Below are 16,126 nucleotides of genomic sequence, written 5' to 3'. Positions count from 1 at the left end.
GGGGTTACGCCTTACTACTAGATTCAATGAAAGAATGAACTTGTTGTGCAGATGGGAATGCCGTTCGACCACCAAGGTGGCGCGCCACAAGTGCGGCAAAAGCAGCAGCGAATTGCATCCGCTCCGCTAAGCTATCGCCACGTAACAGGGCAAACGCATAGGCTGCGTGATAGGCATCGCCACAACCTGTGGTATCGACCACTTCAACTGGGAAAATGCCCTGATGAATCACGCTGTCGCCGTCCAGCGCCCAGCTGCCGTTGGCACCATCGGTGATCACCAATTGGCCGTCGGTGTGCTCGGCAAGGCGACGTAAGCAAATTTCTGGATTTTGCTCAGCAGCCAGCTCTTGGGCGGCTTCGAGTGGCAAGATGGCGTGGCTGGCAAGGGCCAACATTTCCATCAGCGTGGCTTTGTCGCCAGCTTCAATATCAATGACCGATGGCACATTGGCCGCTTTGGCTTGTCGCAATAACTCAAGGTTGCCGTCAACGTCGTAGCCATCAACAAACACCAAGCGCGTGTTGGCGACCCAAGCTGGATCAACTTCAGCGGGAGTTAACGCCCGATAGCCTTGGAGGGAATAAAACACCGTGCGGTCGCCGTTGTCTGGATCGACTTCGACTAACGCAATCGCGGGTTGAGCGCCAGATTCATGTAGCATCAAGCTGGTATCAACACCACAGCGCGCTAGTTCAGCTAGGGCGATCTGGCTTTGGGTGTTGTCACCGTTAAAGCCAAGAAAAGCCGTGCTCATACCCAAACTAGCCAAGCCACAGGCGGCGTTACCGGCAGGAGCGCCACCTTGGATCAGGATGTTGTCCACTTCATGCTTTTTACCCGCTTCATATTGAGTGGGCAGCGTGACCAACAGGTCAACTACGTTTAGTCCTGAGACAATGACATCAAACGCCATAATTCGTCCTCATCAACAGATTTTTCAGATGGGGCAAATTTACGTCGACCAGCAACAGGTATCTAAATACTGTGTTAGAGAAAATATGTACTATTTTTCCCATGAAAGACGATTAGTGATAGAGTTCACGGAACAAATCAGACTTATTTTTTGATAAAGAGCCGCTGATGAGACCCATTCTTGAGCACATCCCCCATAGTCGAGAACAATCGTTTTACGCCGGACGTTACAAAGGTGAGGGCTTTACCTTTCCGTGGCATTACCACCCCGAGTGGGAACTGACCTACATCATTTCAGGCACAGGTACGGCTTATACCGGCAACGCCATCCGCCACTTTGGTGATGGTGAACTGGCGCTCATGGGCCCGCACTTACCTCACTGTTGGAAAAGCAACGTCAATGATGGTGAGCAGGTCAGTTCGGTATTTATTCAATGGAGTGCCGATTTATTGGGTGACAACTGGATGGAGAAGTCCGAGTTCAGCGCCATTCGAAAACTGCTAATGAACTGTGAATCGGGACTATTGTTTTCAGGCTATAAAGTGCCTTTTATTGGTGAGCGAATGCGCGAACTGGTCCGAGCCAAACCGTTTGAGCGGCTACTGGCTTTTATGGCATTGCTGCAAGATCTCACCACCTTAGATGCCAAGCCAATCAGCCATGGTGGCATTCAATATCAGGACAATAACGCCTCAAAGCGAATCGAGAATATCCTCAATTATGTCGCGGCCAACTACGAGCAGAAAATCGACGCTCAGCAAATGGCAGACCTCACCAATATGACACCGGTGTCGTTTTCCAAATACTTTAAGCGGGTATTCAAAAAAACCTTTACCTCGTATCTCAATGAATACCGTGTGACTCAAGCGTGCGGCCTACTGATCCGTACCGATGAACCAGTGGAAGAAATTGGCTATCGCTGCGGCTACCAGAACATGGCGTTCTTTCACCGCCAATTCAAAACCATCATGAAGCAAACCCCGTTGAAATACCGCCAGCAATTTCAGGCAGCGCAGGGTTGATCATCTTAGCAACCACAAGAATGTTGAACGGACCAAAAAAGGCGGACCAAAGTCCGCCTTAGATTTCCTTGCTCAGAGTAGGCTAAATAGACTGGCAGTCGACGCCTTCCACCAATACCTGTTTCTCAGTATCTTCACGTTTCAGCCAACATTGCTCAGCTTGCTTCCACAACGAAAAAACAATCACCTCAGCTTGCAACTCGCGACCATTTAACGGCAGCCCTTGGCCATCTCGAGTTTGGTTTTTCTCGATAGAGACTCGGCTGCTATCGGTAAAAGCAGTCGCCGAAAAGCGAATCTGACGGCCAAACAGCAACTCAGAAGCAGCACGCTCCAGTGCTTGTTTATTCGCGTCACCGCTGGCAACCACCGCCGCTACGGGCTCATTGGTATCGGCAACAGTACTCATACATCCTCCGATTGCCAACAGTAGAATACTGCAATGCAGCGCCGTCAGTAGTTTAGTCATCGGCTTGGTCCTTAATCGGCAGGTAGATGCGATTGTTCTGAAGCAAGACACGATTGTTTGGATCAAATACCGACAATTCACTCAGCAGGTTATTGCCTGCTTTGGTTTTCACACTAGTCTGGGCCACGCCGCTAGCATTCAACGGGCAACTGCCGGTGTTTAACCGCGCCAAGGTCGCAGAAAGCATGCCTTCGTTGGTATCTCCCAACGGCTGCGTAAAGTCATCTGCAACCACACAGCCTAGCAACTCATCATCATAAAGCGGTGTTTCTGTCGGCTTAAAGCCATCGGCATAATCGCCAAAGCCTTTGTCATTTACGCCTTGGAACTGAATGGTGTAATAGGTGGTGCCACAGTTATCGGTTGGCACAAAACCGTAAGGCTTACCACAGGTCGTACCGCCAATTTGAATGACCTCAACGTCAATACCTTTGAGGCTGTTCATCAAGGATTCGCTGGCGGAACAAGTGTTGTCGGTGGCAATGACAAAGACTCGCTCAAGGTTCAAGGTAGGCAGTCGATTGTTGGTCAACACGCCGCGCTCCCAGTCAATCTCCTGCGTGTAAAAAGGCGTTGCTGAATTATCAGATGGGAATTGATCGTTGTATTGTAGGGTTTCAAAAATCTTGCCAGCGGTTTGCTGCTCACCGGCAATCATGAAAGCGAGCTGAGATGACATGGCTAATAAGCCGCCGCCGTTGTAGCGCAGGTCGAGAATTAAATCGCTGACATTGGCATCGACAAACTGCTGAAAACCTTCAATCAGCGGCGTTTGCGCTGGGCGCTGAAATCCATCAAAGCGGACATAACCGGCCGAACCAGAATCGGTGGCCAAAATCGCTACGTTATTAACGAAGCTTTGCTCAAACACCCCCGAAGACAGGTTGAAGGTCACTTCGCTGCCATCAACGCGCTCAAAAGTGAAACTGTACTGGCTATTTTCCTCAGCGGGGAATAGCGCATCGTTGAAGAAATCAACGTTATTGCCGTTAATCACGTCCTCGTCATTAATTCGGATCAGCTTGTCGCCGCGAGCGACACCGGCAAGCCCTGCCGACGATTGGCTTTCGACTGAGGTGACACGAATATCTCGCGGCGGCGCACTGGCAATAAAGCGCCAATTGATGCCGTAGCCGGTCTGAGTACCTGATTGAGAATACGCCTCAAAGTCATCGGTCGACTCATAAAAATGGAAGTTATCTTTGTTAGCACCTGACGCCGTTTTGGCTGTGGTTTTTAACACCTCAAAGTAACTCTGTGGCGAGGCATAGTTCGCTGGGTTTCGATCGATGATTTCATCGTACCAAAGGTAGGTTTCATGGCTCCAAGAGCGCAACCAGAGCTTTTCATCTTCCTCTGAACCCTGTTCATCTGGGTAATAATTGCCGTTGATATCCAGATGTGTACGAACCACTTCGCACTTGGCTTCAAAGTCGGTGGATGGTTCAAACACCCCTTGCTGCCAGCGGCCATCTGGCTGCGAAGGCGTTGGATTGGAGCCGGCAGTCGATGAGCCACCACCGCCGCCTCCGCAACCGGTTAAAACGGCTGAGACCAGTAAACCTAAATAAATATGACGCATGCTTCCTTTCACTCCTTGCTGCTACGACAAGTCGATTTCATATCGACCTTACGACTTTCAGGCGGATTAAGACCACCCCAGTTTCAAAGCCCTAATGCTAGCATGGAGTGAGCAGTTGCATCATTTCGATTTGCTCACATCGCTCTTAAAACGCTCGGCATTTTCCCGTTCTTGGGCGGCGACATCGCCTTTACCAAAGAACGCCCAAAACGGTTTTGGGATCTCGAGCGCGCGCTGAGTTGCTTCGCGACCATCGATACGGTCAAACCACGCCTGCAAATGCGGCAAACCATCGACGGAGACATTGGCCCAATAGTACGCTCTGGCCCATGGGTACGTCGCCATGTCTGCAATGGTGTATTGATCGCTAACCAGATAGTCGCGACCTTGCAAACGACTGTTCAATACTTCCATCAGACGACGGCTCTCATCGACATAACGTTTGATGGCGAAAGGATGTTCTTCGCCTTGCTTGGCGGCAATCCGCTGAAAATACATGGCCTGCCCCATCATTGGCCCGACGCCACCCATTTGGAACATCAACCACTGCAAGGTTTGCGACCGCTCATTGGCGTCTTCAGGGAGGAACTTGCCGTATTTCTCAGCTAAATACCAAAGAATTGCGCCCGACTCGAAAACCACAAAGTCATCGTTAGAGCGATCAACAATGGTCGGAATGCGACCGTTCGGGTTGAGCTTGACGTACTCCGGCGCTTTCTGTTCTTTCTTGGAAAAATCGATATACGTCAGATCGTACTCCACCCCAGCTTCTTCCAAGAAGATCACAGGTTTCCAGCCATTCATGGTCGAGGCTGTGTACAGATGAATATCTTTTGCTGTGCTCATGATCTTGCGTTGCTCCTTATCGCTGTGATGGATGGGTCCAGGCGAATGCCTTCATTGGCGCGTCGACTTCGGTATGGGTCAGCGCATTGGTGAAATTGGAAATCAATTTAGACGCCAGTCCCGTTAGCACTTCCAGCGCTTGTCGCTTGGAGTAACCGGCAGCCAGAAATGCCTGTAATTTGTCATCGCCAATATGGCCGCGTTGGTCGAGCAAGGCTTTGGCAAAATCATGCAACGCTTGCAGCTTGGCATCGGGGATCACGGTGCCTTCGCGCAGCGCTTCAATCACTTCTTCCGGCATTTTTCCAGCTTTCATCATCCAAGTATGACCCGGCACGCAATAGTGGCAGTTGTTCTCAAAGTTGGACGTCATGAATACCACCTGCTGCTCGATCGGCGATAGCGTGGTGTTATTCATAAACAAAGAAAAAGTGGTGTTATACGCCTCGTACGTCGCTGGCGCTTCGGCGAGTATTTTGTGCAAGTTGGGTAGCATGCCAAAACCTTTTAACGACTGCTCCATCAAAGGCTTGGACTCTTCCGGTGCGTTATCTAGCTCGTAGTAAGTGAACATGGGTAGCTCCTAGCTGGTGAGTTGTATCAAGGGTTAGAAATGGGCATTCAAGTGCGCGGCAAAGCGTTTGAAGTCGGCTTCGACATTGGGGTTCTTCATCACATCAAAGCAGGCGAAGGTTGGTAGTGCCGTCATCCCAAAGAAGCGGAAATTGGCATGCATGTGCATCATCAAGTCATCAACACTTTTACCTTGGAACAAGTATTCGCTGGCATCATTGAACGACGCCTCTGGTGCATTAAAGGTCAGCGACAACATGTACTTGGTATTCGTTCGGGTACCGCCTGTGCCATAATTTTTATTCGGCTGTTCCGGCGTACGACCATCAAAGTGACACAATGCGCCCCCCATGCCCGCGGTAAACACTTCATCCATGTATTTCTTAAAAGACCATGGAATCGTCATCCAATTGATTGGCGTTTGTAAGATCACTCGATCGGCCCATTCAAAATGCGCCAGCTGCTCCTCAACAACGATGTCATCCTGCATTGTCACCACTCGCACTTGATGGCCTTTGGCTTCGAGCGTTGCATTGGCTTGCGCAACCAACGAAGCATTCAATTTGCCCTCCGAATAGGGTGAAGGTTCATGGGCATTGATAATTAAAACGTGACTCACTGTGATGGCTCCTCAGTTGGATTGTCTACTGCGGTACTTAGTCTAGTACTCAATCTGTTGCACTTCGGTTTATTATGGTAACCTACAAACCAATTTCAATTAGTTACCTTTTGGTAACCTATGTGTTTTTTGAGGTCGGATTTGAAAAGTTATTTAGAAACAGATGATTACGGTCGAAAAAAAGCCATCAATCCATGCCTTGAACCTTGCTCAATTGAAAAAGGCATGCGAATGATTGGCGGCAAATGGACCGGTTCGATCATCTATCACCTCAAGGACGGCCCGGTTCGATTCAATGATTTGAGTCGCATGCTCGGTGGCGCCAGCAAGAAAATGGTCGATCAGCGGCTAAAAGAATTGGAAAGCAACGGCATGGTCATTCGCAAGGTTATTAGTGACCGGCCTGTCGCCGTCACCTACGAACTGACACCGTTTGGCCAGTCGGCATTAGAGTGCTTAGACAAATTGCGCGAATGGTCGGAGTCGAATCAACTCTAAGTAGGTAGTCAAAATCAGCAAGACAGTTCCGTAAAGCCGATCCAGCTCTCATCTTCTTTCATCATCTCTCCTTAAAATAAATTGTAAATTGTTAACCATAATTCAATTGCAACTATGACGCGCTTTGCTTACTCCATTGCAGCTCTTTTCATCACTATGACTTCAATTCATTTCAGCCAAGCGGCTAGCTTTCAGTCAGACTTGGCGCTGTTAGCCGAGAACTACCAACCCATTGTGTTAACCAGCGGCGACAATCGTCTGGCAGTGTTAGCCGAGTTTCAGGGCCGTGCCATGGTGAGCAGCATGACAGGCGATCAAGGCGATAGCATCGGCTGGTTCGACCGAGAATTGCTCAAGCAAGATCTGAGTGAGATTGAAAACCTCAATGTGGGCGGTGTCAGTCGTTTGTGGTTCGGCCCAGAAAAAGGCCCGTATGCCCTGTTTTTCAAGCCAGGCACGGCGCAAGTAGCAGAAACCGTCCATTATCAACCGGCCATTACCACTGTTGCTTTTGATATCGTCAATCAAACACCACAACAAGTGACATTCGAGCAAGACATTCGCCTTATCAATCACATGGAAACTGAATTCAATTTTCATGTCAGCCGAACCTTGCATTTGTTTGATACTGCCGAGCTGGCCAAATCGCTAGCGGTAACCATTCCCGAAGGCATTCAGGCTATTGGTTTTAGTGCGTCGACGACACTCACCAACACGGCTAACCAAGCATTGTCTCGGCAAACCGGCTTGGTATCCATTTGGGAGTTAGGTTGTTTCTATCCCAATGCCACCATTGCCATTCCGCTGAGCCAACCACTCGCCGAGGTCACATCCTATTTCACTCCGACCAAAGCCAGCCACACCAACATCGTTGACGATACTGTGTTCTACAACGCCGATGCCAGCTACATGAATAAGATCGGCATCGCGCCGGAATACACTAAACCGATCATGGGCAGTTACAACGCTGAGTTGAATCTGCTGACCATTGTTAAGTTTCAATTTGAGCCACCGGCAGATGGCAGTTACGTCAACTCGGTATGGCAGGATGATGTCGATCCATACGGCGGTGATGTCACCAATATCTTTAACTACGGCTTGCTGGAAAATGGTCGGCCCGGCCCATTTTATGAACTAGAGACGTCTTCTCATGCCCGAGAGCTCGCCGTTGGTGAGCGCTTGAGTCACTACCACAACACCTACCACTTCAGTGGCGATCAGCAACAGCTCAGCAAGCTGAGCAAAGCATTACTCGGCGTTTCGTTACAGCAACTGCAACAAGCGTTTTCGAAGTCGAATCAATCACAGCCATAGCAATCCAAAGAGATAATTTCGGCTAGTGTCAAGAGGCCAGCGTCAATCAGTTGAGCGCTGGCAAAACAATCAGTACCGGCATACTTTTTAACCACTGCAATAAATTTTGCACCATTGAGATCCGCCACGCACACCAAAAGGGCAAAAAATAAATATAACGCACCAAAGCAGATCGAATAAAACCTCAAAATTGTCGTAAGTCATTCAAAATGTTTACTTTTTATTACAGATGTGAAGAATGCTACAGCGATGCAACGGCGCATCGACAATAAAATTTGAGGACTATCGTGAAAGGATTGTGGTACTTACCCGTATTGTTATTGGCTCTTCCGGCACAGGCAGCAGATGAGTCACGGGTGATAGATTTACTTTGGGTGGTTGTCGCCGCCGGCCTAGTGTTTTTCATGCAAGCTGGCTTCACCATGTTTGAATCCGGCCTGATTCGGGCCAAAAATAGCTACAACGTCGCAGTCAAAAATATCTCAGATTTTACCGTTGCCGTGTTGTCATTCTGGTTCGTCGGTTTTGGCCTGATGTTTGGTGAAACCAATTCTGGCTTATTTGGTGGCTCAGGTTTTTTCGGCAGTTTACTCAATCAACCTTTCGACTTTGCTTTCTTTCTATTCCAAGCAACATTTGTGGGTACCGCGGCCACCATCGTCGCTGGCGCCGTTGCCGAACGAATGAAGTTTCGTGCCTACCTCATTATCTCGGTGATTATCAGTTTAGTCATTTATCCGGTCAGCGGTCACTGGGCCTGGGGCAGCCTGTTGTTGGGTGATAGCCAAGGCTGGTTGGAAAGTAAAGGCTTTATGGATTTTGCCGGTTCAACTGTCGTCCACTCCGTTGGCGCTTGGGTTGCTCTGGCTGGCGTGATTGTATTGGGCCCCCGTAAAGGGCGCTTTAATGATAACGGCGAGGTGGAAGAAATCCCCGGCCACAACTTGTTATTGGCAACCTTGGGCGTATTTATCCTGTGGTTTGGCTGGTTTGGCTTCAACGGCGGCAGCACCTTAAAAGCAGAGGGAGCGATTGCTAAGATCATCGTCAACACTTTGCTGGCGGCAAGCGCAGGCGGCTTAACTTGCCTGTTGCTGTCGTGGCTGCAACATCAAGGCAAGGTCCGAGTCGAACAAGCATTAAATGGTATTTTGGCGGGGTTGGTATCAATCACCGCAGGCTGTGCTTTTGTTGAGCCGAGCAGCGCGATTTGGATTGGCTTGATCGGCGCTGTCATTGTGTATGGTGCTGAAATCGCCATTCTGCACGGCTTTAAACTCGACGATCCAGTTGGGGCAGTTGCAGTGCACGGCGTTGGCGGTATTTGGGGCTCCTTAGCGGTGGCACTATTCGCCGATAGTTCGCAACTGCTTGCAGGCTCTCATGTCGAACAATTCATGGTACAGCTGACCGGCGTGTTCACAACCTTTGGCTGGGCCTTTGGCATGGGGCTGGTCACCTTCTTCTTGCTCAATGTATTCCACGACCTGCGTGTCACCGAAAGCGAGGAAGAACTGGGCTTGAACGTGGTCGAACACGGCGCTAAAACGGTTTGGCTCGACACCATGAAAACCATGCATCACATCGTTCAAACCGGCGATTTAACCGACCGAGCGCCAGTCGAGCGAGCAACCGAAGCTGGCGAGACAGCCATTGCGTTTAACCACCTGCTCGATAAATTCCAAAGCAGTATTGGTTTAATGGCCGATTCGGCACGCAATATTTCGGTTCAAAGCACCCAGCTGGATCAGGTTGTTAATCACAGTGCCGATGGGATCTATCGTCAGCAACGCCTGACCAAAAGCATTAACGAGCTAATGGCCGATGTATTAAGCCAAGCCGAAACCACCCAAAGCTCGTCGACTCGTGGCGCCGAATTAGTGTCACAAGCGCAGCAGGATGTCACTCAAGGCGTTGGTCAAGTGGAGCAACTGGCCAATGCCGTGTCTCGCTTATCAACCGATTTGCACCAAGCATCAGAGCGCGCCGATCGACTGGCATTAAAAACCAATGCCATTAATGAAGTTGTTGAGTTAATTCAAAATATCGCTGGCCAAACCAACTTGTTGGCATTGAATGCTGCCATCGAGTCAGCTCGAGCAGGTAGTCATGGCAAAGGCTTTGCCGTAGTCGCCGAAGAAGTGCGTCATTTAGCGCAACGCACGCAGGTCGCCACCGAAGAGATCCAGGGGCAGATCGAGTCGTTGCAGGATGAAGCATCGACATCTGCTCAGGTGCTCAAAGACTACTCGGCTAGCGCACTGACCAACGCCGATCAATCGCGAGATACCCTGACTGCACTACGCTCACTGGTTAACGTGGTTGATAGTATTACCGACCTCAATGTTCAAATCGCCAATTCGGCCAGCCATCAAGCTCAGCTATCAAAGCAGACTCATCAATTGATTGATGAAGTGCATCAAATTGCCGAAGGCAACCAAGCTTGCACCACGCAATTGGCGCAAGCTTCAGAGGAATTGCGAAGCAGCGTAAAAGGCTTTGAAAGCGATATTAAAGGCTATCGTCACCGCAGCTACGAACCGGTCAGCTGTTAATCTTCGATACTGAATTGGAAGCAAGTAAAGTGCTTGTAGGTCTCACCGGGTTGCAAAATGCAGCTTTGGTGAGGCCAGTTCTGATTGGGCGCATCGGGTAAATACTGGGTCTCAAGAGCGACGCCCTGATAATCGACACCATCGCCATCACGGGTAGCAACGCCACCGAGGAAATTACCAGTATAGATATGCACCGCTGGCTTACTGGTAAACACCGACAGAACAACTTGGCGATCGGCTGAAGTCACCTTCGCAGCAGGTTCAGTGGCGGCCAGTTGAGGCTCAATAATAAAGCTATGATCAATACCTTTGACCCGCTGTTGCTGCTCGTCACTCAGCAGATCGGCACCAATGGTCTTGGCCACACGGAAGTCAAAGCTGGTGTCTGCAACCGTTGCAATCTGTCCTTCTGGAATGCCGCCTTCACGAACCGGCAAATAATGTTGCGCCGCCACTTGCATCTGATGTTGAAGCACAGTGGCTTGCTCGGCATCGAGGTTAAAGTAGCTATGGTTGGTTAAATTCACTGGGCAAGGCTGATCAACGGTTGCCTCATAACTGATTTTCAAGTCGTTGTTGTCACCCAACTGATAGTGAACCTTTGCCACCAAGTTGCCCGGATAGCCCTCGTCACCATCCTTCGATTCAAACTGATACACCGCAGATTGACGATCGTGGCTGACTAACTGCCAAGCATTGTGACTGAACTGACTGCCACCATGGAGATGGTTAGGCGCTTGGTTAATCGTCACTTGGTATTGCTGGTCGCCAATAGAAAACTGGCCCGCTTCAATACGATTGGCGAAGCGTCCAACATTAGCGCCAAGGAACGCGGGATTGTCGAGATAATCGTCACGCCGATCACAACCAACCACTACTTCGCGCATCTCACCATTGGCCATTGGCAACTGAATGCTGGCAATACTGGCACCAATATCAACCAGCCGTACCCGCATGCCATTGGCATTGGTCAGTTCGATCCAGTGATTGCTGTCAGTCATGATGGGTTATCCTTGATTAATTTATTTAACAGTTAAAACAAATAATGACCTATTTACTTGGCAAAGCAAATAGCTCACTTCGGCAAACTTTTCTGATGTTTGCTGTAGATCATCTTGCGCGTCGATGGCGTATCAAAATGGTCACGCTGAGCACCGAAAAAGGCAGCCTGCAGGCTGCCCTTGGATCAGCAAATGATAATCGCAGGAAGTGACTTAGAACTTACCGCGAACACCAATGGCATAGCGCGTTTTGTACTCCTGACTATCGATCAACTGGTTCTTGAAGCGACCGTGAGAGCGGGCATCTTCGCCGGTGATGTTAATGGCATCGACAAACACAGTGAAGTTGTCGTCGATGTCGTAGCTCGCATTCATATCCCACTGACCGTAGGCTTCAGTGAACACTGGCTCGTCACCACGAGCAGGCTGATCGGTCTTTAACAAGAAGTCGTCACGCCAGTTGTAAGCAACACGCACCTGAATACCGTCTTTCTCATAGAAACCAACAAAGTTGGCCGAATCGCTCAAACCGGTGAGCGCCACCGTTTGTTCCACAGAGAACACATCGTATTCGACGTCGCCGTCAACAAATGTGGCATTGATAATGGTACCAAAGCCGGTTTCGCCAAAGACGTGCTGTAACGCCATTTCCCAACCATCAACCGAGGCATCTTCCATGTTCATTGGCGTGGTTACGTCCCAATTCATGATTGGATCGCCCGGTTGCGACTGACACTGAGGATTTTCACCATCAGGACAGCCCGGACGCGGGTTGATGCTCGGATCGGTTAGCGGCGAGCCATCGGCACCATTAATGATGCGCTGCTCAGTATCGGTGCCAATAAAGTTTTCGACTGACTTATCGAAGTAACCAATCGACACATAACTGGCTTCGGTGTAATACCACTCCAGCGACAGATCGATGTTGTCGGAGGTATATGGCTCCAGACCAGGGTTACCTTGACCGGCAGTGTAAGGCCCGCCAGGACGATACATGGTCAAGTTGGTGGCCGGAGATAACGCCGGCAAATCACTGCGTGTCATGGTCCGGCTGACAGCGAAACGGGCAATCAAATCGTCGGTCAGATTAACGTTAATGTCTAAGTTCGGCAGATACTCATCGTACGATGCTTTGAGCGATTCCAGCGTTGCGCCATTGTCGTAGTAAAGCGGCAGCAGCTCGGAAATGGTCACGTATTGATAGGCGTAAGGCAGGTTACTTTGTGAAGAACCGGTGACGTCAGTGTCTTCATAACGCAAACCAGCGTTGACGTTGACATCATAGCCGGCAACCTCAAACTCCAAATCAGCGGAGACGTACATCGCTGTGGTCTCTTCTTTCACCCGATCAAGATCAGCCGGAAATTCGGGCGCAATTAACCCTTGCTCTTCACCCAATGCGAGTAGGTGCTTGGGGTCAAACTCTGCCGCAGTATTCAAACCGGGCACTCCGTTGATTTTCACCCAATCAATTTCCAGCTCACTAAAGTCGAGCTCAGATAAGAACGAGAACTGCAAACGACGACTCGAATCATATTTGAAATCAGTATCCGAGACACCAAAGTTCAAGCCAATTAGCGGGCCAAAGTCGAGGTCCCACTTACCATGTAATTGAAGTTGCTCAATGTCGTTCTTGACCTGATAACCACGGGCAATACCCAGATCACCGATCAAACCTTCGGTGGTAAAGCTGTCACCATTGCGATCGAGGATATTGACCGTTGGCACACCGTTAGTCGCATTAAGCGTTAAATCGTCATCAAACTCTTTGCCACTCAAAATCGCTAAATTTTCTGCAACGGTGCCATCAGGTTGAGATTCCGAAGTTGAGTCGTGGTAATCAAGCTCAAACTGCAACTCGTCAGTTGCCTGCCAGGTTAAGTTAACGCCAAAGGAATCATTTTCGGTTTCGAGGTCGTTGTAGAAGCCGTAGTGGTTAATGCGGTGGTTGGCCGTGGTCGCGTCAATCACAGTACCATTGCTATCGGCAGTTCCCTGCACTTTCCAATAGTCGTACCACCAAGCAATGTTGGTTCGTTCAATTTCTTCGTCATAACGTGACAAGGTGTAATCCAGCGTCGCCACCCAGTCATCATTCGGCGCATATTGCAGCACAAACTGAGCATTGGTCCGCTCTCGTTCATGGTCGCTGGTGTTAATACTGAAATCTTGCGGAGCCCAATACCAACCATCTGGATTTTTTGTGCGGTCGATATTGCTGTCATCAATGCCGGGCATCCAGGTATTTGCACGGTCATTAATCCAGCCATTCACGGCAACAAACTCTTTGCGACTATCGCGCTTGGAGAACGAGGCATTGACCAGAAAGCCAAGGTTACCCATATCGGTTTCGAGTACCTTGCTAAACAAGCCCGACACTTCTGGCGTGATGTCATCGCCTTTTTCGTTACTGGTATCGATATTGCCCTGTACTTTAAACATCAGGGTGTTGTCTTCTAAGTCGAGCGGGCGCGACGTTTTAATGTCGATGGTGGCGCCAATACCGCCAGATGACACATGTGCTTTACCGGTTTTAAAGACTTCCACGCCACTAACGCTATCGGCTGAGATCTCTTCAAAACTAAAGCTACGACTGTTGGTGCGACCGCCAGCGGAGTCATTACCGAGCGCGTTGGAGGTTGGCATTTGGCGACCATTCAAGGTCACTAGGTTAAATGACGGGCCGAAACCACGAACGGTCACTTGGCTGCCTTCGTTGTTGTTGCGGTCAATCGAAATCCCCGTGATCCGCTGCAGCGATTCGGCTAGGTTAGTGTCTGGGAATTTACCGATATCTTCTGCGGAGATGGCATCAACGACACCAGAAGAAGTCCGCTTAATGCCAACAGCCTTGTCTAAAGAACCGCGAATACCACGGACCTGAATCACTTCTGTATCTTCGTTTTGTTCCTGTGCTACTGCGACATTGGTTCCGGCCAAGGCTGTAGCAACGGCAAGGGACAACAACTTTATTGTTAATTTCATGTTGTGTGTTTCCATTATTTTGTAACTCCCCCCAAGGAGTCGTGCGTGATTTGTAATATTCGAAATCTCTATCACAACCATGACTTTCGGTTAGATTAGTCCCACTGCATCCAAGCCATGATCCTCAATAACCGTGTGAGTTGATTACCTCCTGTGTCAGTCGCTGATCGCCCGAGGCTAGGCCTCGGACACCAGAGTTTTTTCAATATCTTCAATACTTTTGTTTTTGGTCTCAGGCAGGAACAGCGCCACTACTAACAGTGGAATAGCGGCGAACATGCCGTACATCAGGAATGTTCCGGCGGCCCCAATGGTGTTTAATTGCCAAGGGAATAGGTGCTGAACCAAGTAACTGGAAATGCTGGTGGTCAGAGCAAAAAACGGAATCGCGACACTGCGAATCGCATTCGGCGAGATCTCCGAGATCAATACCCACATGATTGGCCCAATGGAAAAGTGGAACGCGCCAATAAAAGCAAAGATGCCGAACAGAATGACGGTGGCGTTCATGGTTACTGAAGACTGAATCACGTAGCCTTCGATAAGCTTGGCACCTTTGTGCTCATAGGTTTCCGCCAGCAACGCTTTGAGCGCAATGTCGGAATCGAAGGTTTTACCGGTGTGCGGTTCGAGCTTACTGGCGTCCATCGAAACCGGCACATTGTCGAGGGTCCGTTGCGAGATGACGTAGCTAGCATTACTAAAGCCATACCAACACAACAAGTGAGATGCCAAAATGGCGGCGAGCCCCATGAGTAGCAAAGGTCGGCGCCCCAATTTATCAACCAGAAAAATTGCCGCCAGCGTAAAAATAAAGCCGCACACGCCAATGTATGTGGTTTGTTCAAACGCACCGTGAACACCAGAACCCAATTGCTCAAACACGACGGGCGCATAAAACAAAATGGCGTTCATGCCTGTGAATCCCTGCGCTGTGGCAATGGCAATACCAAGCAACAGCACCTTACGGTACTTAGGGGCAAAAGTGAGTTTCAGCGGCTTGTCTGCAACCAACTCACTTTTGTGACTGGCTAAGTTTGCTTCCATGTCGGCCAGTGCCGCCGCCGCTGTGGCTGGGTCATTGACACTGAAAATCACCTGCTTCGCTTGTGCTCGTTGGCCATACATCAGCAACCAACGCGGCGACTCGGCAATGGTAAACAGCAAGCCTGCCCAGATAATGACTGGCAAGATCTCAGTAGCAAACATCACTCGCCAAATGGCAAAACCCCAAATTTCGGTTTCACCGGGCGCCACCGACTGCACTAAGCCATAGCTAATGAAGTAAGCACCGGATAAGCCAATGACCATCATTAATTGGTTAAACGAAACCAGCTTGCCGCGAAGCTGTGGTGGCGAAACTTCGCCGATGTACATAGAGGTGACTGAAATTGAAATAAACGCCAATCCACCAATAAAACGCGCCACCAATAGCACGGTAAAGTTGGTCGCAAAGGCAGAACCAAGGGCCGAGATCAGATAGACCACGGCAATGATGATGAGGGTTTTCTTGCGGCCAAATAGGTCGGCCATTTTGCCGGCCAAGAACAGGCCAAAAATGGCTCCTAAACTCGGCGCACTGACGACCGTCCCTAACTCCATGTCAGAGAGAGCGAATTCAGCGGTGATATAGCGAATGGTTCCGGAAATGATGGCAGCATCAAGGCCAAAGACAAAACCGCCAATGGTGACGATCAACGCGTACTGGCAAGCCGTTAGTGTTTGTTTAGTCATTCGAATAACTTC

13 protein-coding genes are annotated in these 16,126 nt (G+C 49.7%); 4 read left to right on the top strand and 9 right to left on the bottom strand.

Features of this window, described 5'->3' with window-relative positions:
* Nucleotides 1-4 precede the first annotated feature (4 nt).
* Nucleotides 5-916: a carbohydrate kinase family protein gene (locus IC617_RS15895; RefSeq protein ID WP_191145973.1), complete on the bottom strand. Its 912-nt coding sequence runs from the start codon at nucleotides 914-916 to the stop codon at nucleotides 5-7.
* 167 nt (nucleotides 917-1,083) lie between these two features.
* On the opposite strand from IC617_RS15895, the gene IC617_RS15890 reads away from it, so the two are divergent.
* Nucleotides 1,084-1,938: an AraC family transcriptional regulator gene (locus IC617_RS15890; RefSeq protein ID WP_191145972.1), complete on the top strand. Its 855-nt coding sequence runs from the start codon at nucleotides 1,084-1,086 to the stop codon at nucleotides 1,936-1,938.
* 82 nt (nucleotides 1,939-2,020) lie between these two features.
* Here IC617_RS15890 and IC617_RS15885 read toward each other — a convergent pair whose 3' ends face one another.
* The 5 genes from IC617_RS15885 to IC617_RS15865 form a co-directional block, all read right to left on the bottom strand.
* Nucleotides 2,021-2,407 carry a hypothetical protein gene (locus IC617_RS15885; protein WP_191145971.1) on the bottom strand — a complete coding sequence of 129 codons (387 nt, stop codon included), beginning with the start codon at nucleotides 2,405-2,407 and terminating at the stop codon, nucleotides 2,021-2,023.
* A complete protein-coding gene (locus IC617_RS15880; protein ID WP_191145970.1) occupies nucleotides 2,400-3,989 on the bottom strand; it encodes a S41 family peptidase in 1,590 nt (529 codons plus the stop codon). The genes IC617_RS15885 and IC617_RS15880 overlap by 8 nt, the downstream gene beginning before the upstream one ends.
* Before the next feature lie 120 nt (nucleotides 3,990-4,109).
* Nucleotides 4,110-4,835 carry a glutathione S-transferase family protein gene (locus tag IC617_RS15875; RefSeq protein ID WP_191145969.1) on the bottom strand — a complete coding sequence of 242 codons (726 nt, stop codon included), beginning with the start codon at nucleotides 4,833-4,835 and terminating at the stop codon, nucleotides 4,110-4,112.
* A 16-nt stretch (nucleotides 4,836-4,851) separates the two neighbouring features.
* Nucleotides 4,852-5,409: a carboxymuconolactone decarboxylase family protein gene (locus IC617_RS15870; protein ID WP_191145968.1), complete on the bottom strand. Its 558-nt coding sequence runs from the start codon at nucleotides 5,407-5,409 to the stop codon at nucleotides 4,852-4,854.
* Between the two features lie 33 nt (nucleotides 5,410-5,442).
* The gene (locus IC617_RS15865; protein ID WP_191145967.1) at nucleotides 5,443-6,027 is read right to left on the bottom strand and encodes an NAD(P)H-dependent oxidoreductase; all 585 of its coding nucleotides are present in this window, start codon (nucleotides 6,025-6,027) and stop codon (nucleotides 5,443-5,445) included.
* Between the two features lie 141 nt (nucleotides 6,028-6,168).
* Here IC617_RS15865 and IC617_RS15860 point away from each other — a divergent pair, with 141 nt between their 5' ends.
* The 3 genes from IC617_RS15860 to amt all read left to right on the top strand — a co-directional run bounded on the left by IC617_RS15860 (nucleotide 6,169) and on the right by amt (nucleotide 10,394).
* Nucleotides 6,169-6,525, top strand: coding sequence for a winged helix-turn-helix transcriptional regulator (locus IC617_RS15860; protein ID WP_224746067.1), 357 nt, complete (start codon nucleotides 6,169-6,171; stop codon nucleotides 6,523-6,525).
* Between the two features lie 156 nt (nucleotides 6,526-6,681).
* The gene (locus IC617_RS15855; RefSeq protein ID WP_191145965.1) at nucleotides 6,682-7,839 is read left to right on the top strand and encodes a DUF6786 family protein; all 1,158 of its coding nucleotides are present in this window, start codon (nucleotides 6,682-6,684) and stop codon (nucleotides 7,837-7,839) included.
* 287 nt (nucleotides 7,840-8,126) lie between these two features.
* Nucleotides 8,127-10,394, top strand: coding sequence for an ammonium transporter (gene amt / locus IC617_RS15850; RefSeq protein ID WP_191145964.1), 2,268 nt, complete (start codon nucleotides 8,127-8,129; stop codon nucleotides 10,392-10,394).
* Here the strand turns inward: amt and galM are convergent.
* The 3 genes from galM to IC617_RS15835 form a co-directional block, all read right to left on the bottom strand.
* On the bottom strand, nucleotides 10,391-11,395 hold the full coding sequence (gene galM / locus IC617_RS15845) for a galactose-1-epimerase (protein ID WP_191145963.1): 1,005 nt from the start codon (nucleotides 11,393-11,395) through the stop codon (nucleotides 10,391-10,393). The genes amt and galM overlap by 4 nt on opposite strands.
* Nucleotides 11,396-11,608: 213 nt before the next feature.
* Entirely contained in the window at nucleotides 11,609-14,380 is a 2,772-nt protein-coding gene (locus IC617_RS15840; RefSeq protein WP_224746066.1) for a TonB-dependent receptor, read from the bottom strand.
* Nucleotides 14,381-14,557: 177 nt separating this feature from the next.
* Nucleotides 14,558-16,114 (bottom strand): MFS transporter, encoded by a 1,557-nt coding sequence (locus IC617_RS15835; RefSeq protein ID WP_191145961.1) that lies wholly within the window; start codon nucleotides 16,112-16,114, stop codon nucleotides 14,558-14,560.
* Nucleotides 16,115-16,126 lie beyond the last annotated feature (12 nt).

Origin of the sequence: Neiella litorisoli (genome assembly GCF_014773395.1) — a bacterium.
Taxonomy (GTDB): domain Bacteria; phylum Pseudomonadota; class Gammaproteobacteria; order Enterobacterales; family Neiellaceae; genus Neiella; species Neiella litorisoli.
The sequence above is the reverse complement of the archived record's forward strand: the minus strand, read 5'-3'. Positions and strand labels throughout refer to the sequence as shown.

Coding starts and splice junctions, on each gene's coding strand:
- IC617_RS15895 (WP_191145973.1), bottom strand. CDS start 916: ATGGCGTTTGATGTCATTGTCTCAGGACTAAACGTAGTTGACCTGTTG.
- IC617_RS15890 (WP_191145972.1), top strand. CDS start 1,084: ATGAGACCCATTCTTGAGCACATCCCCCATAGTCGAGAACAATCGTTT.
- IC617_RS15885 (WP_191145971.1), bottom strand. CDS start 2,407: ATGACTAAACTACTGACGGCGCTGCATTGCAGTATTCTACTGTTGGCA.
- IC617_RS15880 (WP_191145970.1), bottom strand. CDS start 3,989: ATGCGTCATATTTATTTAGGTTTACTGGTCTCAGCCGTTTTAACCGGT.
- IC617_RS15875 (WP_191145969.1), bottom strand. CDS start 4,835: ATGAGCACAGCAAAAGATATTCATCTGTACACAGCCTCGACCATGAAT.
- IC617_RS15870 (WP_191145968.1), bottom strand. CDS start 5,409: ATGTTCACTTACTACGAGCTAGATAACGCACCGGAAGAGTCCAAGCCT.
- IC617_RS15855 (WP_191145965.1), top strand. CDS start 6,682: ATGACTTCAATTCATTTCAGCCAAGCGGCTAGCTTTCAGTCAGACTTG.
- galM (WP_191145963.1), bottom strand. CDS start 11,395: ATGACTGACAGCAATCACTGGATCGAACTGACCAATGCCAATGGCATG.
- IC617_RS15840 (WP_224746066.1), bottom strand. CDS start 14,380: ATGAAATTAACAATAAAGTTGTTGTCCCTTGCCGTTGCTACAGCCTTG.
- IC617_RS15835 (WP_191145961.1), bottom strand. CDS start 16,114: ATGACTAAACAAACACTAACGGCTTGCCAGTACGCGTTGATCGTCACC.